Raw genomic sequence first — 24,457 nt, forward strand, 5'->3', positions numbered from 1 at the left:
CGGTCAGATCATCTCCTCGACGAGGTTCGACTTCTCCCGCCAGGCCGCCGGGCGGTGCTGCGCCCGCTCGGGGACGAAGAGGATGCTCCGGTCGGGATCGCCGGCGTTCACGAACGGCCGGAACTGCTTGAGCTTGTCGGGGTCGGAGACCGCGGCCTTCCACTCGCACTCGTACGTCGCGATGAGGTGGGCCATCTCCTTCTCCAGCTCCTCGCAGATGCCGAGCGAGTCCTCGATGATGACCTGGCGGAGGTAATCCATGCCGCCCTCGAGGTTGTTGAACCAGGTGGCCGTGCGCTGCAGCCGGTCCGCCGTGCGGATGTAGAACATCAGGAACCGGTCGAGGTACTTGATGAGCGTCGCCTCGTCGAGATCCGCGGCGAAGAGCTGGGCGTGCTGCGGCTTCATGCCGCCGTTGCCGCAGAGGTACAGGTTATAGCCCTTCTCCGTCGCGATGATGCCGAAGTCCTTGCTCTGCGCCTCGGCGCACTCGCGCGCGCAGCCGGACACCGCGGACTTCAGCTTGTGCGGGCTGCGCAGGCCCTTGTAGCGGTTCTCGACCGCGACCGCGAAGCCCACCGAGTCCTGCACGCCGTAGCGGCACCAGGTGCTGCCGACGCACGACTTCACGGTGCGGAGCGCCTTGCCGTAGGCGTGGCCCGACTCGAAGCCGGCCGCGATGAGCTCGCGCCAGATGTCGGGGAGCTGCTCGAGCCGCGCGCCGAACAGGTCGACGCGCTGCCCGCCCGTGATCTTCGAGTACAGGCTGTACTTCTTCGCGACCTGCCCGATGGCGATGAGCTGATCCGGCGTGATCTCGCCGGCGGGCACGCGCGGCACCACCGAGTAGGTGCCGTCCCGCTGCACGTTCGCCATGAACCGATCGTTCGTGTCCTGGAGCGGGAGGTGCTTCTTGTTCAGGATGTGCTCGTTCCACGTCGACGCGAGGATCGACGCCACCGCCGGCTTGCAGATCTCACAGCCCTTGCCCTTGCCGTGGCGCTCGATGAGGTCGTCGAACGTCTTGATCGCGTGGACCCGGACGAGGTGATAGAGCTCCTGCCGCGAGTAGTTGAAGTGCTCGCAGAGGTAGTTGGTCACCGCGACGCCGGCCTTCTTGAGCTCCTTCTTCAGGATGTCGGTGATCAGCGTTGTGCACGAGCCGCAGCCGGTGCCCGCCTTCGTCTGCCCCTTGATGGCGGCGAGCGTGGTGAGCTTGTCGTCGCAGATGGCCGAGCAGATGGCCCCCTTGGTGACGTTGAGGCAGGAGCAGATCTGCGCGGTGTCGGGGAGCGACTCGACGCCGAAGCCCGCCGGCTTCGCGCCGTCGCGCTGCGCGACGATGAGGTCCTCCGGGTTCGGCGGGAGGACGATCTTGTTCTGCACGAGCTGGAGGAGCTGCCCGTAGTTCGAGGCGTCGCCGACGAGGATGCCGCCGAGCAGGTGCTTGCCGTCCGAGCTGACGACGAGCTTCTTGTACACGTTCGTCGTCGAGCTCATGAAGCTGACGACGCGCGCGCCGGGCTGCGCGCCGAAGGCGTCGCCGAAGCTCGCGACGTCGACGCCCATCAGCTTGAGCTTCGTGCTCATGTCGAAGCCGCCGAAGGTCTCCTTGCCGCCGGTGAGGGCGTCGGCCGCGACCTTGGCCATGGCGTAGCCGGGCGCCACGAGCCCGTAGAGCTGGCTATTGAAGCTCGCGCACTCGCCGATCGCGTAGATGTCCGGATCGGACGTCTGACAGCGCTCGTTGATGGCGACGCCGCCGCGGTTGCCGAGCGCGAGGTCGCACGCGCGCGCGAGCTCGTCGCGCGGGCGGATGCCGGCGGAGAAGACGATCATGTCGGTCGCGAGGTCGGTCTGGTCGGCGAAGAGCATCCTGGCCACCCGGCCGTGCTCCGCGACGATCTCCGTCGTCGACGTGCTCGTGTGCACCTGGACGCCGAGCTCCTCGATCTTGCGGCGGAGGATCGCGCCGCCGGCCTCGTCCACCTGGAGCGCCATGAGCCGCGGCGCGAACTCGACGACGTGGACCTCGAGGCCCATGTTCTTGAGCGCGTTGGCCGCCTCGAGGCCGAGCAGGCCGCCGCCGATGACGGTGCCGACCTTCGCGGACTTCGCGTGGGCCGCCATGGCCTCGAGATCCTCGATGGTGCGGTAGACGAAGCAGCCCTTCGTGTCCTTGCCCTTGATCGGCGGGACGAAGGGGTACGAGCCGGTGGCGAGGATGAGCTTGTCGTAATAGACCGTCTTCCCCTTGGCCGAGGTCACCGCCTTCTTGCGCCGATCGATGGATACGGCCTTGTCGCCGAGGTGCACCTGGATGCCGGCCTCCTCGTAGAGGCCGGGCTTCACCATCGACAGGTCATCGGCCGATTTGCCGTTGAAGAAGGCGGACAGGTTCACCCGGTCGTAGGCAAGCCGCGGCTCCTCGCAGAAGGTGATGATGTTCCAGTCGCGCAGAAAGCCGCCGAGAACCATGTTCTCGATGAACTTGTGCCCGACCATGCCGTTGCCGATGACGAGGAGGTCCTTCTTCTTGCTCATGAAACCCACCTTTGGGACCCGGTGAGTCCTTCTCACCGTCACTGCCACACTGCTGCCGGGCCAGGGCCGGCCGCAGTCGCCGACTGGAAAAGGGTGTACTGTGGGCTCTGTTTCACAACTGTTTCGCTGGAATAAAATGTGCGCCCAATGCCGCTCTCGCGCCGGGACATTGCCCCTGTTTCACGCGTGTTTCGCGGCCATCTGCGAGCGAACGCGGCCCTCGGCGAGGGCCAATTCGAACCCGCCAATGAAGGGAAACAGGCGCGTTCGTCGCTTCGAGGGACGTTTATTTCAGTCGTGTTTCGGGGAGCGGGGCCAGCGCATTGCACCTGTGGAAAAGCCGGCGGCGCGGGCGGACCCACGATGGAAAGGGGCGCTCCCACCGGATCCCGGGCGGACGTCCGGCGGGCTCCGGTGGGCGCGGGCGCACGCCGGGGCGGGGGAGCGCGGGCCGAGCCGGGCGACGGCGGCGGCGCCGGTCAGCCGCGGGCGGTCGCCCTGTCCACGAGCGCGAGGAGCTGATCCGCCGCGACCGGCTTGGTGAGGTGGGCGTCGAAGCCCGCCTCGCGCGAGCGGCGGCGGTCCTGGTCCTGGCCGTAGCCGGACACGGCGGCGATGTAGGAGCCGCGGTGCTGGGGATCGGCGCGCAGGCGGCGGACGACCTCGTAGCCGTCCATGCCGGGCAGGCCGATGTCGAGGAGGACGAGGTCGAGCGCCCCGGCGCGCGCCGCCTCGAGCGCGGCCGGGCCGTCGTGCGCCATCGAGACCGTGTGGCCGTGGAGCTGGAGGATGCGCCGGAGGCCCTCGGCGGCGTCGACGTTGTCGTCGACGAGGAGCACCCGGAGGGCGCCCGCCGCGGAGCGCGGGGCCTGGGCCACGGGCGGCGCGGCGCTCTCCGCCGGCGCGCCCGCGAGCGGGAGCCAGACGCTGATGGCCGTGCCCTCGCCGGGGCCGGAGCTCACGGCCTCGACGCGCCCGCCGTGCAGCTCGGCCAGCCGCTTGACCAGCGTCAGCCCGACGCCGAGGCCGCCCTGCGAGCGATCGAGCGTGCGCCTCGCCTGCATGAACGGCTCGAAGACGCGCGGGAGCAGCTCGGCGGGGATGCCAACGCCGGTGTCGGTCACCCGGATCCACGCGTCGCCGCCGCTCGCCTTGCAGGCGACGGAGACGCGGCCGCCCGGGTTCGTGTACTTGATCGCGTTGGTCAGCAGGTTGACGACGATCTGCTCGATCCGCACGCGGTCGCCGTCCACGAGGACCCCCGGCTCGACCGACGCGCTGAGCTCGTGCCGCCGCTGGAGGAGCAGCGGGCGGACGCTCTCGATCGCCGCCTCGACGACGGCGCCGGCGTCGAGCCGCTCCCGCTTCAGCTCGATCTTGCCGCGGGTGATCCGCGAGACGTCGAGGAGGTCGTCGACGAGCCGCACGATGGTCTTCACCTGCCGCTCGATGGTCGCGAGGATCTGGGCGTCGTCGCGATCGCCGCGCTCGCTCGTGTTCATGTGCAAGAGCTCGAGGCCGGTCGTGATCGGCGCGAGCGGGTTGCGGAGCTCGTGCGAGAGCATCGCGATGAACTCGTCCTTGCGCCGGTCCGCCTCGTGCGCCTCGCGGTAGAGGCGCGCGTTCTCGAGCGCCACGCGCCGCTCGCGCTCGACGATGGCGGCGCGCTCCTCGTGCAGCCGGGCGCGCTCCAGCGCCTGCGCGCACTGGCCCGACATCGCGACGAGGAACTCCTGCTCCTCCTGATCGAACGGGTGCGGGTCGGCGAAGCTCAGCCCGAGCACGCCGATCGGCCGATCCTGCACGACGAGCGGGAGACAGCAGAGCGACGCGGTGGCGGGCGCCAGCAGGGGGCCAACGAGGTCCGGGTAGCGCGCGGCGAACTCCTTGCGCGAGCGCAGCCAGACGGGGGCGGCGGTCCGCAGGGCGTCGGCGAGCGGCAGCTCGCTGCTGAGGGACATCCGCTGGAAGCGCTCGAGGAGGTCGCCGCGGTAGCCGACCGCCTTGAGGCACTCGAGATCGTCGCCGGTCGTCACGACGATGACGCCGCCGTACGCGCCCGCGGCGGCGACGCCCTGGTCGACGACGACCTCGGCCACCGCCTCGCTCGTGAGCGCGTCGGCCAGCGCCGCCGTGATGCGCTGGAGGCCGGCCATGCGCTGCGCGGCGCGCTCGGCGGCCCGGCGCGCCTCCTGCTCGGCCAGAAAGCGCCGGCGCGCCTCGGCCTCGGCGTCGCGGGCCATGTCGTAGAGGCGCAGGCGCTGCACGGCGAGGCCGATGCGCCGCGCGAGCTCCTCGGCGAAGGCCAGGTCGACGGTGTCGTAGTCGCGGCCCGGGCCGGCGGACGCGAGCGTGAGCGCCGCGAACACGCGCTCCTCGCCGCGGACGGGCACGATCACCGCGGAGCCGCGGCCGAGCGCGCGCACGAGGTCGAGGGGCTCGGCGTCGGGCGCGCCGCCGGCGGCCAGGCTCTCCGCGAGGTCGGGGAGGATCCGGCCGGGGCCGCCCTGGAGCACCTCGTGCAGCGGCGTCTCGGGCTCCGGCGGGATGCGGCCGCGCTGGGCCAGCCTGGCGGCGAGATCGGCCTTCGCCGGATCGGCGTGCGCGACGACGCGCGCGCGGGCGGAGCCGTCCGGCTCGAGCGTGTGGACGGCGCACCAGTCGGCCACCGAGGTGACCGCGAGATCGGCCATGCTCCGGTAGATGGCGTCCTGGTCGAGCACCGGGTCGAGCAGGGTCGTCGCGTCGGCGAGGAACCGCCGCGTCTCCTCGCTGCGCTTCAGGTCGCCGATGTCCGAGACGAGCGTGAAGAAGCCCCGCACCTCGCCGCTCGCGCCGAGGTGGGGAATGTACTGGATGCGGACGTGGCGCTTGCCGCCCTTGCGGTAGACGAGCCGCGACTCGAAGTCTTGCGGCTGCCCGGCGAGCACGGCGGCGACGTGGTGCTTCACGCCGGCGTAGGCGGCGTCGCCGATCACCTCGCGCACGTGCCGGCCGACGAGCGAGCTGCGATCTTCCCCGAACCAGCGCTCGTAGGCCCGGTTGACGATGCCGTAGCGCTCGTCGTTATCGACATACGAGATGAGCACCGGCAACGCGTCGATGAGGAGCTGGAGCTGCTCGGCCTCGAGCGTCGCGCTCGGATGGGCGTCGGAGTTCATGCCGGCGCCGGCGTGAGCCACGGTGGGGGCGTCCGGCCTATCCATCTCGGCTCATGCATATCCGCATTCCGCGCTGATGGCCACCAGTCGGTCCTCGGTCGTCGCCTGGCGTCGTGCGGCGTCGTCCGGCACCGTGCGGCGTCGTCCGGCATCGTCTGGCATCGTCTGATTCGGGGTCGAGCATGCTATGGTCGCCGCCGATGCGGATCCTCATTGTCGGCGCGGGGGCGGTGGGCGGTTATTTCGGGGCGAGGCTCGTCCTGGCGGGGGAGGACGTCACGTTCGTCGCGCGCGGGGCGCACGCCGAGGCGATGCGATCGCGCGGGCTCGTCCTCAGCACGCCGGCCGGCGAGGTGCGCACGCCGCCGCTCCGCGTCGTGGCGCTCGACGGGGCGCGCGGGCCGTTCGACCTCATCTTCGTGGCCGTGAAATGGCCGTCGCTCGCCGACGTGAGCGCGAAGCTCCCGGGGCTGCTCGCCGACGACGGCCTCGTGCTGCCCCTGCTGAACGGGCTCGAGTCGGAGGACGCTGTCGCGCGGCACGTGGGCGCGTCGCGCGTCATCGCCTCCATCGCGTACATGTCGGCGGGGCTCAGCGGTCCCGGTGCGATCGAGACGCTGGCGGCGACGCGCGCCGGCCTGGCGCCGTACCGCCCCGGGCAGGAGCCGCGGGTGGAGGCTGTCGCGGCGCTGCTCGAGCGGGCGGGCATCCCGGCCCGCCGGTCGGCGAGCCACCGCGCCATGCTGTGGGAGAAGATGGTCTGGAACGCCCCGTTCAACGCGATCTGCGCGCTGACGGGCCAGCGCGCCGGGGTGGCCGCGGAGCAGATGGAGGACCTCACCCGGGCGGCGATGCTCGAGGTGATCGCGGTGGCGCGCGCGGAAGGGGCGGAGATCCCGGTCGAGACCGCGGACGCGATGATCTCGCTCACGCGCGCGGAGTACCCGCTCACAGAGCCGTCGATGCTCCAGGACGTGCGCGCCGGCCGGGCGACGGAGGTCGATATCCTTCAAGGCGCCGTCGTCGAGCGCGGGCGCCGGGCCGGGGTCGACACCCCGGTGCTGCGCACGCTCGCGACCCTCGTGCGCGGCCTGTCGCCGCGCGAGAAGGCGCCGCCTGCCGGATAGGCCGCGCGTCCGCGGCGGGGCCGGAGCACGACGTCGCATCTCCCCTCAGAACACGGTCCTGGCGGCGATGCCCTTGCTGCCCATGGGGATGATCTGGATGCTCCCCACCTCGGTCACCGTGCGCTTCGCCGGGAAGATGAAGCCGCTCAGGATCTGGATCGCGCCGATGGCCTGGCCGAGCCCGTCGGCGATGAGCAGCACCTTGTTCGTCGCCTCGGCGTTGCACTCCGAGTCGCCGCTGCACTTGCCGCGGGCGCCGAGGTCGATCCACGGCCCCGCGACCGGCACCCAGAGCGCCCGATCCGCGGGCTCCTTGCTGAACGTCGCCACGACGGTCGAGATACCGTAGGTGGTCCCGAGCACGGCGACGCCGCTCCAGATGAGCCCGCGGTTCGGCACGGAGTCGGTGATGGTGACCGTGTCGCGCGTCCTCTCCTGGGCGTGCGCCGTCCCGGTGAAAGCCAGCGTCGAGACCGCCATGACGGCGGCCGAGGTGAAGAGAGCGAGCTTGTTCATGCGGTCCTCCAGCCCCGGCGCCTGAGCAAGCAGGGTGCCGGCGCAACGCTCCCGGATTCGATGCCTGGGGCGGCGTGACGAGCGCGCCGCGCCGGGAAATCGTGCGGCGATCCGTGTGGCGAACTGCCCCGCCTGGGACGGCGCGCCTCGTGCTTTGACGCGGTCCGCGCGGCGCGCGAGCGCTCTCCTCGGCACGGATCTCCGGCCCGGCAGCTCGGGCGGCGTCGCTGGCCGCCCGGACGCACGAGGAGCGAAAGCCCGGATTACCGCTCCGGCGCTCTCGGCGCGATGGCGATCTCTTCCATCGCGCGGCGACGCGCAAAAGGCGCAACAGGCGCCGAAGGCGCAACAGGCGCAAGGGACGCCAGAAGCGCAAGGGACGCCAAAGTGCGCAACGGGCGCAACGGGCGCAACAGGCGTAGAACGATGGCAGGGGGCACGGCCAGGGGAGCCGTCGAGAGGTGGCCGGGCGTGCCGGGCCCGGCGAGGGAGGCTGGAGAGAGCGCGGCCTCCTCTCAGCCCGTGCAGATCAGGGGAGAAGAGGCCGTGTCGTTGGACGCAGCGATCAGGCGCCGCCTGCGCCGCCAGCGCCGCCAGCGCCGCCGGTGCCGCCGCCCGCGCCGCCCGTACCGCCGGTGGTGGCGGAGCTGGTCGTGGCGCCCGCGCCGCCTTCGCCGCCAGCGCCGCCGGTGCCGCCCGTGGCGGAGGAGCTGGTCGTGGCGGAGGCGCTGGTCGTGGCGCCCGCGCCGCCGGTGCCGCCGCCCGCGCCGCCGGTGCCGCCGCCCGCGCCGCCGTCGCCGCCGCCCGCACCGCCCGCGCCGCCCGCGCCGCCCGCGCCGCCAGCGCCGCCCGTGCCGTCGCCGCTCAGCGGATACTCCGTGCTCAGGCAGAAGAAGCCATCAGGCGTCTCGGTGCACTCGTCGCCCTCCTCCTCGCAATCGTCGTTGTCCTCGCACTCGAACGTCTCGAAGACGCAGAAGCCGTTCGTCGGGAGGCCGAAATCCACGCAGCGGGCCTGCGGCAGCAAGCAATCGCTGTGCGCCGTGCACGCCCTGGTGCACGCGCCGAGGTCGCCGGCGCCGATCGTGTCGCCGAACCCGTAGAGGCAGAGGCCGTTCTGGAGCCCGCCGCAGTCGGACTCCAGCAGATCGCCGCCGAATCCGCAGAACTCGGTGCACGCGGTGGCCCCCTCGCCGAAGCCCACGCACCAGCCGGCGCACTGGTTCTCCTCGGCGTCGCGGTCGCACGCGGCGCCCATCGGCAGGCCGGTGTTCGGCTCGTCGACGCAGAGGTTCATCCTGGGATCGCAGACGCGGCCGGGGCACTGGCTGTCGGAGCCGCAGTTCGCGGTGCAGACCGTCACGCTGTCCTCCACCTCTTCACAGCGCAGCTCATCGCGGCCGTGGCACTTGAACGGGTCGAGCTCCTCGTCGAGGCTCGTGATCGCGGGCTCGCCGAGGACGCAGCCCAGGTAGCAGAGGCCATCGAGGCAGGCGCTGCCATCGCCCTCGCAGTCGTCGTCTTCGGCGCACGCGGTGGTGCAGTACCCGCCCGAGGGACCGCCCTCCTCGGCCGACTCCGGGATGCAGAGCCCCTCCGGGCCGCAATCGGCGTCCTCCGTGCACGCGGTGCCGAGGTACTCCGCCTCGGAGCTGCCGCTGCCGGAGCTCACGACCATGTTGCCCGAGCTCGACGAGCTCGTTGTCGAGCCCGAGCCGCCCGCTCCGCCACCGCCGGCAGGCGGTTCATCGTCGCCGCAACCAATGAAGCCAGCAGAGAACGCGACCGAGGTGAGCAAGATCGCCGAAATGCGTTGCACTTTCATCACTGTCTCCCGAGCCAGGAGGCCCTGCCCACGTAGGGCGCGCCTTCATGTGATTTCCGGACAGTAACGGAATCGGCCCTGCTCCGCCATACCGGACGAGCAGCGGAGCGCGCAATGCCGGGCCTCCGCGAAAGCGGATGGCACTCCGTGTCGAGACCGTCATCAGGAAGACGGTAATTGCACGAGTGGTAATTTATTCAGGCATTACCCTAAGCGGCGGTCAGGCGATCATGGGGGTCTGGCAGATACCTCACTGCCCTCCGCTCCGCGCCGGTGAGCGGCCATCGATACCGGAGGTCGATCGCGGGCGCCCATCCGGGGTGGGCCGGCGGCTCGTCGCGCGCGAGCAGGACCCAGACCTCGCGGCGGTCCGCGGGGGACCGCTCGGTGAGCGCGGCGCCGAGGGGCAGCCACGCGTCGGGGGCCAGCGTCGCGCGGGAGATCGCCGCATCGAACGATCTCCCGGCGCGCACGAGGTCCTCGCCGCGCGCGCGCTCGACCCGGGGCGCCTTCGGGAGCAGCCCTTGCTGGACCAGCGTGCCCAGCGCGGTCCGGAGGAAGGCGACGCGCTTCTGGAGCGGCTCGACGAGCGTCACGTCGAGGTCCGGCCTCAGCAGCGCGAGCGGCAGGCCCGGCGCGCCGGCCCCCGTGCCGACATCGATGACGCGCCGGCCTTCGGGGACGTGCTCCGAGAGGAGCCGCGCGTCAGCGAGCATGAGGTCGGCGAGCTCGTCGGCACTCCGGGCTGCGGTCAGGTCGACCTTGGCGTTCCAGCCGGCGACGAGCTCGAGCCAGCGCGCGAGCGCCTCGCCGGCGCGGGCGGGGAGGCTCGGCTCGCGGCCGGCGAGCACCGTGGCGATCTTCTCCGTCATGCGTGCCGCGTCGGCCTGGATCATGCCGGCAGTGGAGCACAGGACCCGGCGCGCATGTACCCGGCCTCGGCGGGCGAACGGGCGGACTGGAACCGCGGGGGAGCGGACTGGAACCGCGGGGGAGCGGACTGGAACCGCGGGGGAGCGGACTGGAACCGCGGGGGAGAGGGGCGGAGCGGGGTGGAGCCGGCGATCACCGCGCGCGGCGCGGGCGAGCGCGGACGGCCCGGGTCCGCGCGGGCGCGGCGCCTGAGCCCGCTGCCTGGCCGCCGAGCGGCAGCGAGCGCTGGGCGCCGACGTCGTAGACGAGGCGGCCGGCGCCGTCGGGGCGCGCGGCGGGGTTCAGCGTGTGGGCGGCCCGCGCGCCGGGGCCGAGCAGGTGGACCACCGCGAGCCCGCGCGCGACGAGGGCGTCGGCGATGAGGCGGCGGTGGCAGCGCCACCAGAGCGTCTCGGCGCACATGACGGCCATGCGCCGGCCGGCCCGGGCCTCCGCCTCGAGCTCGGAGAGCGCGCGCTGGAAGGCTTCCGTCTCCATGTGATCGGCGTAGGCCCGGAAGCTCGGGTTCTCCCAGGCGACGTGGGGCGAGTCGTCGCGGCCGGTCCGGCGGCCGCCCAGGGTGTCGCCGCGGAAGACGTAGGTCACGCCGAGCGGCGGCAGCGCCTCGGCGAGCGCGGCGCGGGCGAGGTGCGGCGACCGGGACGAGCCAGGGAACCGCCGGACGTCGACGAGCGTGTCGGCGGGGCCCTCGCCGAGCAGCTCGACGAGCTCCTCCAGGCTGCGGGTGCCGTGGCCGATGGTGAAGACGGTGTCCACGAGAGAGAGCTTTGCGCTCGGGCGAGCCGCGGGCAACGGGGGCGGGGGCGGGCGGCGCCAGAGCGACCAACGGGCTGAACCCGCCTGAAACGAGCAGAGCTTCGAACCGCCAAGACGCCAAGGACGCCACGACGGTGTCTTCTTCTTGGCGTCCTCGGCGTCCTGGCGGTTCATTTCTCGCTCGATCGACGTGATCGTTGTCCTAGCCCATCGAGCGCAGGAGATGATCGAGCGCGCGGCGCTCCTCGGCGTCGGTGACCGATCGGAGCGCGCGGTTCACCTCGCCGACGGCGGCGGCCGCGAGCAGCGCGACGGCCGCCGGATCGGGCGCGCCGCGGGCGCGGAGCCACGCGAGCGCCGCGTGCTCGGTGTTGACGATGATCTGGCTGCGGCCGGCGTCGTAGCGGACCGGCCTCCCGGTGCGGCCCTCGACGACGGCGCGGACCGGGGAGCCCTCCAGGCCCATCTCGAGGAGCGCTGCGTGGAGCGCCGCCGCGAGCGGGCTGGCGGCCGCAGCGTCCGGCGGCGCGGGCGGGGCGCCGCCGCCGATCAGGCCGCGGACGCTGCGCCACAGCGCGCCCACCCAGGCGCGCGCGCCGCTCGCGTCGGGCGGCGCGTACGCCGCAGCCGCCACGGGCGCCCCGGCGGCCGCCGCCGCGGCCGCGTTCCCGGTCGGCGCGGCCCCCCCGGAGGCGGGCTCGACCTCCGCCGCGATCGCCTCGGCCCGCGGCGCGGCCGGCGCGCCGAGCTCGCGCAGCGCGCCGGGGGCGGCGCGGTGGCGGAGCACCTCGATCAGCGGCGAGCCGTCGTCGAGCAGCACGAACGCCGGCGCCTCGTCGGGGAAATCGCCGTCCGCGCTGCCGCGGCGGTCGGTGATCCACACGCAGCCCTTCGCGGAGAGCTCGGCGCGGATCGCCTCCGGGCCGACGCGCTCGCCGGCGGCGGTCCGCGCGGCGAGCTTGCCGCCGGAGAGGCGGCCGAGCAGGTGCAGGTCCCACAGGTACGGCGCGGCGGCGCTCTCGTCCGAGAGCTCGGCCGCCATCGAGGCCGCGGCCTCCAGGGCGATCTCCGCGACGGCCTCCCAGCGCGCCTCGTGCAGCGGCCAGACGAGGAGCAGGCCCTCGACCGGCGCGAGCTCGACCAGGCCGCCCGCGCCGCGCGCGCCGCCCGCGCCGCGCAGCGCGCGCGGCGCGAAGCCGCCCTCGGCGGCGCCCTCGCCGAGGATCGCCGCGGAGGGCGCGGCGACGAGCACCCGCGGCGCGCGCGGCCACCGCGCGGGCAACCAGAGCGCGCCGGTCACGAGCAACGGGCGGTGCCAGGTGGTGGCGACGTCGATCCACCGCGTCGCGAGCGCGCCCTCGGGCGGCGCGAGCCGCGCGCGCAGCCACCGCGCGGCGGCGTCGCGCACCGCCTGGCGGAGCCGCGCGGCGTCCGCGCCGGCCTTGAGCCCGTCGAAGGTGCGGTTCGGCTCGAGCGCGTCGTCGTTGATCGCCGCGCAGAGCGGCCACCCCTCGCCGGCGTCGATCGCGCAGAGCGGGCGGCGGCCGACGTGCACCGCGATCCCCGCGGCGTCGACGTGCTCCGGGGCGAGCAGGCCGATCTCGCCGTGCGCGGCCGGCGCGCCCTCCTGCGCGCCGGCCTCCCGCGCGAAGGGGAACACCGCGAGGCACGCCGCGCGCGCGGCGGCGTCGAGGCCGATGGCGTCGAGCGGCGGCGCGGAGAGGCGCGCCTCGGCCGCCCGATCGCGCGCGACGGCGTCGGTGATGTCCTTGACGAGCACCGCCGTCGCGAGCTGCAGCCGCTCGGGCCTGCTCAGCGCGAGGACGGGACGGCCGTAGCGCTGCTTCGGGTAGGGCGGCGGCGCGGCGGTGCACAGCCACTCGGCCAGCGGGTCGCGCCGGAGGTCGTCGAGCGAGAACAGGTTCCCGTCGATGTCGGGGAAGAGCAGCGCGCTCGCCGCCTCCGCGACGACGCGCTTGCCCTGGGCGAGCGTCTTCAGGACGGCGCGGCGCGTGTGGCTCCGCGCGAACGGCGGCAGCTCGTCGAAGCGCGGCGCGAGCGAGAGCAGGCGGCGGCCCGCGGCCCTGGCGAGGCGCGTCAGCAGCGCGCGCACCTCGTCCCGCGGCGGGTCCGCGGCGGCGGGGCGCGCGAGGATGCGCAGCGGGATCGGCAGCTCCACCTCGGCGCGCCGCTCGGCGCCGCCCGGGCCGACGAGGCGGACGTCGGACTCCGGCCCCTCGATGATCTCGAGCTCGCCCTCGAGCTCCTTCACGCCCAGCGCCGCGATGCTGACGCGGAGCAGCGGGTGCGACGGGGCGCCCGGCAGCGCGAGCGCGGCGCGCGAGCCGCCCGCGGCGCCTCCGGGCGCGGGCCGCTCCTCGGGCGGCCCCTCGCCACCGTCGCGGCGCGCCTGCTCGGCCGCGGCGTCGCGGCGCGCCTGCTCGGCGGCGGCGCGGCGCGCCGACCGCGCGGCGGCGGCGCGGAGCCGGCGGGCGTGCACCCCGCCGCCCGCCGGGAGGAGGCGGCCGCCGGCCCACCGCGACAGGGCGGCGCGCTCCGACGCCTCGCGGAGGAGGAGGGGGTGCCAGGAGAGCGTCTCGAAGCCGGGCGCCGCCTCGAGCACCGGGATGGGCGCCGGCGCCGGGTGGTTCCTGTCGAGGGTCTCGAGCGAGCAGGCTGCCTCCTCGCCGCGCGCGTCGAGCATGACGAGCAGCGGCAGGCGCCGGATGCGCGCCGCGAGATCGCCGAGGGCCGCGTCGAGCGGCGCGCTCCGGGCGCGCTCGGCGAGCGCGCGCGCGCAGTCGAGGAGGTAGGCGATCACGCGGGCGCGCGCCCGCGGATCGCGCTCGGCGAGCGGGTCGCCCTGGAGGCCGAGCCGGGCGCGCGCCGCGGCGTCGCCCTCCAGCGCGGCGACGAGCGCCTCGCAGAGCGCGCGCTCGACCTTCTGGACGGCGGCGGCGTTGCGCGGCGACAGGAGGCCGCTCCAGGCCCTGCCCGGCACGGCGGCGTCGTCGTCGATCGCGACGGCGACGGGGCCGAGCAGCGGCGCGGCCTCCAGCGTGGCGAGCGGCTGCGACGCGTGGTGCCACGCCTCGACCGGCGCGTCGCCCGGCGTGGCGAGCGCGAGGAAGCCGTCGCCGGCGACCTCGAGGACGGGCGCGCCGGCGGCGCGGGGCGCCGCGATCTTCTCCAGGGACGCCGCCAGCGCGCGCCGCCGCGCCGGCCCCCGCGCCGCGAGCTCTTCCTCGCTGAAGAGCCCCGGGGCGTAGGAGACGAGCGGGCAGTCCGGGAGCGCGGCGGCGAGCCAGTCGAGCTCGCGCTGCGTGGCGGCGAGCACCGGCCGCCGGTCGGGCGCGCGCCCCCGCGCGTCCGGCGCCGCGACGCAGAGCCCGCGCGCCGCCCGGGCGAACACGGCGAGCCCCTTGAGGCTCATGAACCGGTCCGTCCCGAGCATGGGCCAGAGCCGCGCCTCCAGGAGCCCCTTGAACGCCGACGGCGCGAGATCGTCGCCGGGGCGCGGCGCCCCGCCGCCTCGGTCGCCGTGCCCGGCGTGGTCCGCGCCGAGGCGCTGCGGGGCGCAGTACAGCGCGCCGATCGCGGCGCGCAGCGGGGGCCTCACGCGGGCGAGCTCGCTCTCGGACGGCGGCGGCGGCAGGGGGCCGCCGCCGCCGGGCGGCGCGGCCCTCGGCCCGAAGAGCCGCCGCGCCTCGGCGTCGGCCGCGGCGAGGGCGACGTGCAGGGCGTGGCGGACCGCGCGCCAGAAGCGCTCGTCGCGCTCGACGCCGTCGTACGAGATGCGCGGCCGCACGCGCCGCTCCCACGCGAGCGCGATCTCGACGGGCAGGGGGACGGCCGCCGGGTCGAGCTCCACGGTCTCGAGGTGCCGCCCCTCCACGAACACCCGGACCTCGGCCCTGCGCCGCGCCCCGGGGTCGTCCGCGAAGACGGCGAGCTCGCCGCGCAGCCCGGCGAGCGGCCCCTCGTTCACGTGGAAGGCGGCGCGGAGCGCGTGCTCGGGGGCGGGCGGCACGACGGGCTCGGCGGCCGCGTGCCGCAGGAACGCCCTGCGCCGCTCGGCGCCGAGCTTCGCCTGCTCGACCATGGCCGCGGCGTCGGCGAGCGGGAGCCCCGCGAGCGCGCGCTCGACGAGGGCCCCGCGGCACCAGATCACGTCGTCGGTCCAGGGGGCGAGCTCCTCCGGGAGCGCCGCGTCGCCCCGCCAGACGAAGAGGGGCGACCCGTCGCGGGCGTCGAGCGACGCGAGCGAGAGCGGCCGCCCATGGCCGTCGCGGAGCAGCGGGAGCTCGCGCACCGCGCGCGCCTGTGGGGGCACCGCGCGGTCCGCGTCGGCCGCGTCGGCCGCGTCGGCCGCGCGGACGGCGCCGGTCGCGACGCACGCGAAGGCGGCGAGCGCGTCCTCGAGCAGGCCGCGGTCGTCGCTGAGGACGAGCGCGCCCTCGGGGACCGCGCCCTTGCCGCAGACGCGCGCGGTGAGCGCGGCGAGGGCGTCGAGCAGCGCGGCGGCCGCGGCGCCGCGGAGCGCCGCGCAGAGGGGGGCGTCCTCGCGCAGCGCCGAGCGCGACGCGTTGGTGGGCAGCTCGTCCGCGTCGACGACGAGGCGGACCGGGAGCTCGACGCCCTGGAAGGGCGCCGAGGGGAACCGAGGGGCGAAGCTCCACCGCTCGCGGACGAGCCGCACGCCGTGCTCGAGGTAGTCGACGGCGGGGAGGCCGGAGAGGGGTGTGGTGAGGGGGGCGGAGAGGGGTGTAGCGAGGGGCGTGGAGAGCGGGGCGGAGGCCGGCGTGGCGCCGGGGGCGGAGAGGGGCGCGGCGCGGGGGGAGGACAGGGGCGCGGAGCGCGGGGCGGAGAGGGGCGCGGAGCGGGGGGCCGACAGGGGCGCGGCGTCGTGCGCGGCCTCGGGCGGCGCGAGGACCTCCAGCGCGGCGCGCCGCGCGCCGCGCACGTGGAACGGCACGCGCACGAGCACCACGGGGGGCCCGCCCGGGAGCGCGCGGCGGAGCGGCTCGCCCTCGAGCGCGATCGGGATCGGGAAGTCGCCCGTGGCCGCGGCGAGGTGGGCGATCTCGGGCGGCGTGTCGCCCGTGATCGCGCGGCGCAGCACCGACCAGCCGAGCCGCCGGCGCACCTCGATGCGCATGCCGGCCGCGGGCATCCCCTGTGGCCTCGGCACCTCGTCGCAGGCCGGGGCGGCGGCCGGCGCGAACGCCTCGGCGGGCGCCTCGAGGAGGGCGGGCGTGAAGCGCACGCGCGTGCAGGTCGCCTCGGAGGGCTCGCCCGACGGTCCGCGGCCCGTCGTGATCAGGTCGACGCGCGCCGGGCGCAGGCCGAGCGCCGCGTTCACGCCGAGCGCGAGCAGGCGGAGCCGCCGCGACGCGGCGTCGGGCGCGGCGTTGAGCACGTGGTCGAGCAGGCGCGTCAGGACGGCCGCGTCGAGCGGCTCCCCGTCGAAGGTCAGCGCGACGTCGTCCGCGTCGTGGCGGATGTCGATCCGGGTCGCGCCGCCGGCCGCTGCGGCCCGGACGAGCTCGAGCAGGTAGAGGTCGAGGTCGACGAGCAGGTGCTCCCGGAGCTTCCGGACGGCGCGGCGCGCGTCGACGCGGATCGCGCCGCGGGAGACGACGCGGCTCACCGGCGCGTCCCCCGGAGCGCGCCGCCGCCGCCGGGGATCGGCGGGGGGCTCGCGGCGAGGTCGAGGAGCCGGTCGCTGTCGTCGGGATCGAGCGGCCCCTTGGCCTCGACGAGCAGCGCGCGGGCGAGCAGGTTGCCGGCGGTCACGGGGTCGACGGCGGCGCGCCTTCGCGCGAGCGCCACGGTGTCGCTGGCGACGTTCAGGTAGAGGGCGTTGCCGGGCCGGAAGCGCGCCGCGCGCCGCACGACGTCGCGCGCGGCGTGGCAGCTCCGGTGGGGCGCGCTGCGCTCGCCGCGCTCGCTGCCGTCACGCAGGAGGATCGCGCCGCGCTGGCGGAGCGCGCCCTCGATCCGGCAGAGGCTCACCCGGGCGACCCCGTGCCGGGCGCGGGCGAGCGCCTCGGCGACGACGCGGAGCAGCGCCGCGTCGCCCTCGCGGGCGCTCTCCGGCTCCTCGCGCACGAGCAGGTAGGCCGCGCGCGCCTCCTCGATGCGCGCGGCCGGGAAGCACCGCTGGAGCAGCGTGCCGGTGGCCGGGTGGTTGCACAGCACGACGGGCAGGCCGCTCCGCCCCATCGCCTCGGTGAGCGCGTCGCTCCGCGCGGCGACGAGCAGCGGCTCGCGCCCCGGCGCCAGCGCCCGCAGGCCGGCGCGCGTCCTTTCGCCGTCGACGGGGCTCGCGAGCGGGAACGGGATGTCGTCCGGATCGAGCGCGGTCGGCGGCGTCAGCGCCGCCTCGAGCATCGCCGCGTACGCCGCGGCGCCCTCGCCGGCGGCGGCCGCCGCCGCGGCCTGCGGCAGGCGCGCGGCGAGCTCGCGCCGGAGCGGCCCTCGGACGAGCTCGCGCACGCGGGCGAGCGCCTCCCAGAAGGCGTCGTCGCGGCGCACGTTGTCGCGGCTCAGCGTGTGCTGGAGGCGCGGGCTCATCACCTTGAACCGCACGCCCGAGAGGCCGGTGAACAGCTCGTCCGCGGTCTCGAACAGGGTGAGGCCGCGGTTGTAGAAGCCGGCGAAGCTCTGCCCGTGCTCGGCGGCGTCGCCGTTCGGGGCCGCGGGCTTTTCGAGGTGCTGCGCGCCGGCGGACGGGCCGACGACGAAGGTGGTCTCGTCCTCGGCGGCGGTGACGGAGACGGGCGCCGCGACGGAGAGCGGGGTGTCGATGCGCACGGCGCTCGTCCTGGCGTTGCCTTCGTGGTCGGCGATGCTGAGGGAGATCTCGCACTGGGCGTGCCGGCACCAGCGCCGGAGCGCGGCCTGGGCGCGCCGCGCGTGCTCCACGAACGCCTCCCGGCTGAGCCGCTGGAGCAGGGTGACCCGCGTGCCGCTGCCCTCGTGGTGGCCGGCGTCCTCGAGCTCGTAGCTCGTGTCGCCGCGCAGGCGGAGGCGCCAGGCCTGGCCGTCGCGCCACGTCTCCACGTCGACCTGCTCCGGCTGGATGGCGAACACGGAGACGAAGCCCACGCCGTACTTGCCGATCTTGCTGGCGTCGCCTTCCTTGGACGAGCTGAAGAGGGTGAGCAGCGGTCCCTCGATGTCCTCGCGGCTCATGCCGCTGCCGTCGTCGGTGACCGAGGTGGCGCACGCGCCGGGCAGCGTCTCGATGCGCACGGCGATCTTGCGCGCGCCGGCGTCCATGCCGTTCTGCACGAGCTCGCGGAGGAAGGCGTACGGGTCGGCGAACTGCTGCACCATGTCGGCCACCGGGCCTGGAGGCGGGGCCGGGGCCGCGGCACGGTCCTCTCGGAAGGAGCGGTAGGGGGCCATGGCGCCCTGCGAGGCTATCACAGGGGGGCGCGGGCCCTGCTGGCGGGGCTCGGGGATGCTCGCCGCGACGCGCGTGCCCCGCTGGCCGGCCCGGGGGATGCTCGACGCAACGCGCGTGCCCCCTTGGCGGACCCCGAGGGATGCTCGTCGCAACGCGCGTGCCCTGCCGCCGGGGCCCGAGGGATGCTCGCCACAACGCGCGTGCCCTGCCGCCGGGGCCCGAGGGATGCTCGCCGCAACGCGCGCGCCCGCCACCGGGGGGTCGGCATGCTCCTCCAGGCCTGCTCGTCTCGCGGCCGGGGTGCCGGGGTGCTCGCCGCGACCCGTTCGCTTCGCCGCCGGGGCCCAAGGGATCGTCGTCACCACGTACTCGTCTTGCCGGTGGCGCTCCCGCTCGCCAGCGGGATCTCTGGAGTCCTCGCGCCGGCATCGGCCCATGTCATCTCGCGTCCGGGCTCACCCGAGCGGCACTGTTCCGACGCCCGGCGCAGCTCGACGCCACCCCTTGCGTGGCTATCCTCGGCCGGATGCAATCACTCACGCTGTCCGATCTGAAGCTCGGACTCACCGACCTGCTCGACAAGCGTAAACCGGCGCTCCTGCGCTCCAGCACCGGCAAGACCTACGAGCCGATCCTGGCGAAGAAGCTGGAGGAGATCTCCGCGCTTCCGCCCGTCGTGATCGGAGGGAAGGCCCTGGCGGCGGAGCTCGAGGAGACCGACGTGGAGCACGACAGTTTCGGCAAGGCGGTCTGGTACATGACCGAGGCTTACCTCCGGCACCCGCAGACCTCGCCGGAGACCGCCGCTGCCGCTACGCGGATCCGCCGCGCGTTCATCCCCGCGCTATCCGAGCTCAAGGCGAGCTACGCGGACGAGGCCAGGGCGGCCATGGAGCGCAAGAAGATCGTCAAGCAGCACAAGGCCGATCTCGAGCGCTTCCCTGTCGCCGATGGGGAGACGCTTCATGACTGGATCAGCGGCTTCCTCGACGCCGGCGAGCGACTCCACGCGATGCTCAGCGATCGCGCCGACGTGAAGGAGACCTCGCGCAAGGGCGCCGGCGCGCTCCGCGCCGCGACGATAGGCCTCCTCTCCCGCCTGCGGGCGGGCATCGCCGACGAGGTCGAGCACAACCCGAAGCTGCCGCCCGACCTCGACATCCAGGTGTTCGGCTATCTGGACGAGCTCCACGTCCCCCGCGCCGCCGCTGCCAGGGTGAAGAAGGCGAAGAGGGCCGTGCCCGCGGCGCCCGCGGCGCCGGAGCCGCCCGAGATCGCCTGAGCGTCCGCGCTCGTCGACGGCCGCTCGCGGCCGGCCCTCGGTCGACCTGATCGTCCCCCGCCGCCCTCTGCCGCGCTCTCCCGCCCCACCTCGCTCTGCCGGTCTCTAGCGCTCTGAGGGATCGCCTCTCTGTCTCTCTATGCAGCCGTCCGCAAGAGGTGTCGCACCTGGGCGTCCGCTTGTGGCGGCGCGTCGGCGCGCTCTTGCGAGAGGGGTAGCTGCGCCTCCGGGTAAGCTGACGCTACAGCTCGGTCGTGCTTGGGCAAGATCAATCAACGCTACTCCGATCCATCGAGCTGCGTCAGTCCACTCCACTCGCCATACTCATCGGGGTACCAGCCCAGTGATCGCCACTCCGCGTCTGTTCCCTCGCTGGGATCTAGCTGCAGCGAGAGCAGAGCGCCCCCATCCGGCATCACGAGGCGCTTGCCGCCGCTGAACGTGAAGGCGACGGCGCTGACCGAAAATCCCTCGTCTGTCAGGCGCGATACGAAGATGTGCGCGAGTACGTCGAGCATCAATGGTCCGCCAAATTGCCGTCGTGTGCGAGCAGTGATGGATATGTCGCCTCCTTCCAGAGACATGGTGGACAGGTCCACGGACATCTCTACGTCCAAGGCAGCCGCTAGCTTGTGCCCGAGCGCAACCGCGAGTGCCTCCGCCTCCGAGGTGGTTAAGTTAAGGCACGCATCTGTCTCTGGACCAAAGAGTTTGGTCCACAGGGATCCTATGTCGAGCTTGTTGCTCCTTGCTGTTGCTGTCATTGGTACTCGACCTCCTGAAACGTTCCTCCTGCCTGTGGTTCGGGTTTCGCTGGCTTGCCTGAGCCTCGGCAGATCTTCTTGCCCCCATCTGCCTTTGTTGCGTTCTTCCCGAATGCGGTGATGACCTTCGTTCTCTCTCCCTGGGCCGTCACGACTGCTGTTCCATCGCGATAATAGTAGTCGACTGGCCTGCCGTCTTTGTTTGTGCCGGTAAAAACCTTTTCTGGGTCGTTCAGGACCTCTGCGATGTCCTCCCGTGACACACCGTGGCCGAAGGGATGCGCGGGGCGCGCGCCTGGCCACGGACCTGCGCCGCCGATGGCCTTGGGGTCTACTGGCTCAGGTCGCGGTCTCTTGACTGTGCCGATGACGGTGGTTCCGAGCGGATCCGCGACGACCGTAGGGCTGCCATCGAAGCCGAACAGGTTGAGCCCACCACGAATTCCTAGCGGATCGGGGCTGCACCAACCCCCGGTCTCGGGATCGAAAAACCTGAACCGCGTGTAGCAGAGCCCCGTCTCCTCGTCCGCGTACTGCCCGAGCAGTCTGAACGGCGACTCCACGACGGTCCTGTGGTTGAGCACGCTGATGGGATCGCGCCACACGTCGGCGACCTTGCCCCAGGCCGAGTGCGCCGCCGACCAGGCGACGAGCCCGCCCGGGTCGAGCAGCTCGTTGGGCGTTCCGAGGTGGTCGTTGACGTAGGTGAGCGCGCGCCCGTCCTGCTGCTGGAGCAGCGGCACGAACGTCCCCGGCGCGTGCACGAAGGTGCGCACCCCGCGCTCGCTGTCGATGTCGGCCGCGAGCACGTCCCCGTCCCACACGAACTCGACGACGCGCGGCCGGCCCACCACGGCCGTGCCGATCACCTCCTTGCGCACCCGCCGCCCGAAGGCGTCATACGTCATCAGGACGCGGGTGCCATCCGGCCGCCGCACCTCGCGCAACCGGTCGCGGCAGTCCCAGACGTAGCGGGTCAGCTCCTGCTCGGTCACGCCCCCGCCGTTCGGGTGGTTCTCTCGGTAGCGCGCCAGCTCCACCTTGGCCGTGCGCCGCCCGCGCACATCGACCTCGTACGCCGCCGTCTCGGTCCTGCGCAGCACGCCGCCGGGCTCGAGCCGCCACGACGGGTGCATCCAGTCCTGCGGCGACGCCTCGGCGAGCAGCCCGGCGCCGCTGCGCTCGGAGAGCTCCTCGAGCATGCGCGTGATCGAGCCGGCCGGGTCGTAGGTGAACACCTCGCGCTGCGCCCCGCGCTGCGCGGACAGCAGCCGATCGACGCGGTCGTACCGGTACGTCGTCGCCCCCCAGCGGGCGTCGTCGATGCGCTCGACGCGCCCGCGCGCGTCATAATGCCACTGCCGCGCGACCAGCACCCGGGGCACGCCCGGCGCCGGCGCGGTCGCGCGCTGCTCGAGCAGCCGGTCCATCGCGTCGTAGGCGCTCCGCACCGCGATCGCCGCCTCGCCCGCCCCTCCCGCCGCGCCGCTCGTCCGCTGGACCTCGCGCCCGAGCGCGTCGCGCTCGAACGCCACGCGGTGCCCGTCGTGCTCGACGGCGCTCAGCGCATCGAGCGCGTCGTACGCGTACCGCGTCCCCGCCCCGTCCGGCATCACGCGCTCGACGCGCCGGCCGCGGGCGTCGTACGCGTACCGCACCGCCTTGTCACCCTGCCGCTCGCACACGACGCGTCCGAACCGGTCGCGCTCGAACCACGTCTCGACGCGCTCCCCGCTCGACTCCTCCAGCACCGCGCCGATCAGCCGCCCCATGCGGTCGCGGGCGTAGCCGATCACCCCATCGGGCGTCTCGTCGCCGGTGAGGTTGCCCGCGCGGTCGTAGAACAGGTTGCGCCATGTCCTGTCCGCCGCGAGCTCGATGCGGCCGAGCCGGCCCGAGCTGCGGTAGCCGTAGCGCAGGGTGCGGCCATCGAAGGTGTCCTCCCGCGCGACCCGGCCCGCATCGTCATGGTGAAAGACGTATTTCTCGCCCTTGGGGTTGATGACGACGCGCAGCCGCTCCTTGCCCGTGTACTCGAGCTGCCACACGCCCCCGCCTGGCTCGATCACCTGAGCCAGCACCCCCGTGCCCTGGTAAGCGAGCTGCGTCGTCTGCCCCAGCGCATCGACCAGCCGCACCGGATTGCCCATGAGGTCGTAGGTCGCGACGGTCCTCGTCCCGTCGGGCCGCTCCACGCGGATCGGCCGCCCCATCCGGTCGTACGCCACGCGCGTCGTCCGCCCCAGCGCGTCGGTCCGCGACACGGGCCGTCCCATGCCGTCGTGCGAGTACGCCGTCCGCGCGCCGCGCGCGTCGGTCTCGGCGATCAGGTTGTGCTGCGCGTCGTGCGCGTAGCCGAACAGCTGGCCGTCCTGCCCGCCGCCATGCCCGTACACGCCCGTGACGCGCCCGCGCGCGTCGCGCGCGAACGAGTACGCGTCGCCTGTCGGGAACAGGACGGCGCTCACCTCGCCGAGCCCGTCGCGCATCACCTGCGTCACCAGCCCCTCGGGGCTGATCTGCCGCACCACCAGGTCGCCCTCGTGCTCCCACCGCGTCTCGTTGCCGAGCGCATCGACCTCGCGGATCGCATTGCCGCGCGCGTCGTACCAGGTCTGCACGCCCTCGCCCGCGCCGTTCGCCTCCGCGACCAGGCGCGCGTCCTCGTCGTACGCACGCTCCCACAGCACCGTCCCGTCGGGCAGCGCCGCGCGCGTCACGAGGCCATCGGCGTTCCATGTGTACACCCGCGGCTCCTCGCCGCGGACCTCGGTCGTCTGCGCCCGCGCATCGCGGCGGAGCTCCACCTCGTGCAGCCCGCCTTTTCCGCCGGTCTTCCTGCACCGGTGACCGACGTGGTCCTCGTACGCGTACCAGAACCGCTCGCCATTCTTCAGCGTCGTCGCCGTCATCCGGTGGCGGACGTCGTACTCATAGCTTTCCACGCCGCCCAGCGCGTCGACCGCGGCGACCAGACGTCCCGCGCGGTCATGGCGGTACTCCACCCATTGCTCCAGCCGCCGCCCCGCCCACAGCTCGAGGCGCGTGATCCGCCCCGTGTCCCATCGCACCCTGAGCTCGCGCTCGGCCGTGTCGACGATCCGGACGAGCCGCTCGCCCTCGTGCTCCAGCCGCAGCGCATTGCCGTGCACATCGCGGATCGCGCGCAGGAGCGCCCTCGACGAGCCACCTTCCGCCGCGAAGAGCCGCACCTGCCGCGAGCCGAGATCCACCACCCGGTACGCGCCCGCGCCGTCGCGGTGGAGCTCCAGCCGCTCGCGCCGGTGGAACGCCGTCTCCCCGTGCTCCACCTTGTCGAACCAGATCCACCGCCCCTCGCCGTCACGCAGCGCGAGGACCTGCTCGCCCTCCTCGATCCACTGATCGTAGGAGAACGCCCACCCGGGCCCCAGCGCCGCGTCGGCCTCCTCGTGACGCGACGAGCGGTAGTGTCGCGCCCACACGAGCGGGATCATCCCCGGCACGGCGATGTCCGTCGCCGTGTCGACCACCGCGCCGTCGGTGACGTCGACCGGGTGCCCCTCGGTCGTGCACTGCTCCACCGGCGGCGATGACGACTTCCCGGCCTTCGCCCCCTTGTGGCTGCGCCCGGCGCCGCCGCCGCCGCCTCCGCCGCGCGGCGCTGTCGGTCCGCGCCCGCCCGGCGCGCCCGCGGCGCCGCCGCCACTGCCCCCGCCCGCGCCGGCGGCGCCCCCCGCCGCGCTCGCGCTCGCCCCGGCGCCGGCGGTGACCGACTTGTTCATCTGCCCCATGCTGCCGGTGATCCCGGCCATTCCCAGCTCGATGAGCACGTTGGGCGCGCCGATCCACGGGAAACACGGACCGCCCGTGTTGAGGCTCAAGGTCTCCTTCAGCGTGCCCGGCTCGTTGCCATGACACGCCTTCATGCACCCGCCGACCGTCAGGACCTTCCTTCCTTCGATCTTCGTCCGCAGCGGCGGATCGATGACCCCCTCGGCCACCGCGCCCATCGTGGGATAAGGGATCGGCAGTGGGCTCGGCGCCGCTGGCGTCGTGCACACGCTCACCGCCATGCCCGTCATCTGGTGACCGGAGCCCTCGTGGACCGTGTCCAGCCCGAGCGCCGTGACCTTCCCCATGACCGGGTAGCATC

12 protein-coding genes are annotated in these 24,457 nt (G+C 74.1%); 2 read left to right on the forward strand and 10 right to left on the reverse strand.

What is annotated here, in order from left to right:
• Nucleotides 1-3: 3 nt before the first annotated feature.
• Both nirB and WMF24_RS45265 read right to left on the reverse strand, forming a co-directional pair.
• Nucleotides 4-2,544 (reverse strand): nitrite reductase large subunit NirB, encoded by a 2,541-nt coding sequence (nirB, locus tag WMF24_RS45260; RefSeq protein WP_437733693.1) that lies wholly within the window; start codon nt 2,542-2,544, stop codon nt 4-6.
• A 479-nt stretch (nt 2,545-3,023) separates the two neighbouring features.
• Nucleotides 3,024-5,750 (reverse strand): ATP-binding protein, encoded by a 2,727-nt coding sequence (locus tag WMF24_RS45265; protein WP_437733694.1) that lies wholly within the window; start codon nt 5,748-5,750, stop codon nt 3,024-3,026.
• 155 nt (nt 5,751-5,905) lie between these two features.
• Between WMF24_RS45265 and WMF24_RS45270 the strand changes: the two genes are divergently transcribed.
• A complete protein-coding gene (locus tag WMF24_RS45270) occupies nt 5,906-6,832 on the forward strand; it encodes a ketopantoate reductase family protein (protein WP_437733695.1) in 927 nt (308 codons plus the stop codon).
• 45 nt (nt 6,833-6,877) lie between these two features.
• Here the strand turns inward: WMF24_RS45270 and WMF24_RS45275 are convergent, their stop codons facing one another.
• The 6 genes from WMF24_RS45275 to WMF24_RS45300 all read right to left on the reverse strand — a co-directional run bounded on the left by WMF24_RS45275 (nt 6,878) and on the right by WMF24_RS45300 (nt 18,203).
• On the reverse strand, nt 6,878-7,348 hold the full coding sequence (locus WMF24_RS45275) for a hypothetical protein (RefSeq protein ID WP_437733696.1): 471 nt from the start codon (nt 7,346-7,348) through the stop codon (nt 6,878-6,880).
• A 565-nt stretch (nt 7,349-7,913) separates the two neighbouring features.
• A complete protein-coding gene (locus tag WMF24_RS45280) occupies nt 7,914-9,167 on the reverse strand; it encodes a hypothetical protein (protein WP_437733697.1) in 1,254 nt (417 codons plus the stop codon).
• A 215-nt stretch (nt 9,168-9,382) separates the two neighbouring features.
• Nucleotides 9,383-10,045, reverse strand: coding sequence for a 16S rRNA (guanine(527)-N(7))-methyltransferase RsmG (locus tag WMF24_RS45285; RefSeq protein WP_437733698.1), 663 nt, complete (start codon nt 10,043-10,045; stop codon nt 9,383-9,385).
• A 193-nt stretch (nt 10,046-10,238) separates the two neighbouring features.
• The gene (locus tag WMF24_RS45290; RefSeq protein ID WP_437733699.1) at nt 10,239-10,862 is read right to left on the reverse strand and encodes a DUF488 domain-containing protein; all 624 of its coding nucleotides are present in this window, start codon (nt 10,860-10,862) and stop codon (nt 10,239-10,241) included.
• Nucleotides 10,863-11,064: 202 nt separating this feature from the next.
• Nucleotides 11,065-16,512: a hypothetical protein gene (locus WMF24_RS45295; RefSeq protein ID WP_437733700.1), complete on the reverse strand. Its 5,448-nt coding sequence runs from the start codon at nt 16,510-16,512 to the stop codon at nt 11,065-11,067.
• A complete protein-coding gene (locus WMF24_RS45300) occupies nt 16,509-18,203 on the reverse strand; it encodes an ATP-binding protein (RefSeq protein WP_437738935.1) in 1,695 nt (564 codons plus the stop codon). Before WMF24_RS45300 ends, WMF24_RS45295 begins: the two co-directional genes overlap by 4 nt.
• A gap of 599 nt (nt 18,204-18,802) precedes the next feature.
• On the opposite strand from WMF24_RS45300, the gene WMF24_RS45305 reads away from it, so the two are divergent.
• Nucleotides 18,803-19,558, forward strand: a complete 756-nt coding sequence (locus WMF24_RS45305; protein WP_437733701.1) for a hypothetical protein — start codon at nt 18,803-18,805, stop codon at nt 19,556-19,558.
• Between the two features lie 278 nt (nt 19,559-19,836).
• On the opposite strand, the gene WMF24_RS45310 is transcribed toward WMF24_RS45305, so the two are convergent.
• Both WMF24_RS45310 and WMF24_RS45315 read right to left on the reverse strand, forming a co-directional pair.
• A complete protein-coding gene (locus tag WMF24_RS45310; RefSeq protein WP_437733702.1) occupies nt 19,837-20,157 on the reverse strand; it encodes a hypothetical protein in 321 nt (106 codons plus the stop codon).
• Nucleotides 20,158-20,318: 161 nt separating this feature from the next.
• Nucleotides 20,319-24,443, reverse strand: coding sequence for a DUF6531 domain-containing protein (locus WMF24_RS45315; RefSeq protein ID WP_437733703.1), 4,125 nt, complete (start codon nt 24,441-24,443; stop codon nt 20,319-20,321).
• Nucleotides 24,444-24,457: the final 14 nt, after the last annotated feature.

It is taken from the genome of Sorangium sp. So ce1335, assembly GCF_051521615.1.
Lineage (GTDB): Bacteria > Myxococcota_A > Polyangia > Polyangiales > Polyangiaceae > Sorangium.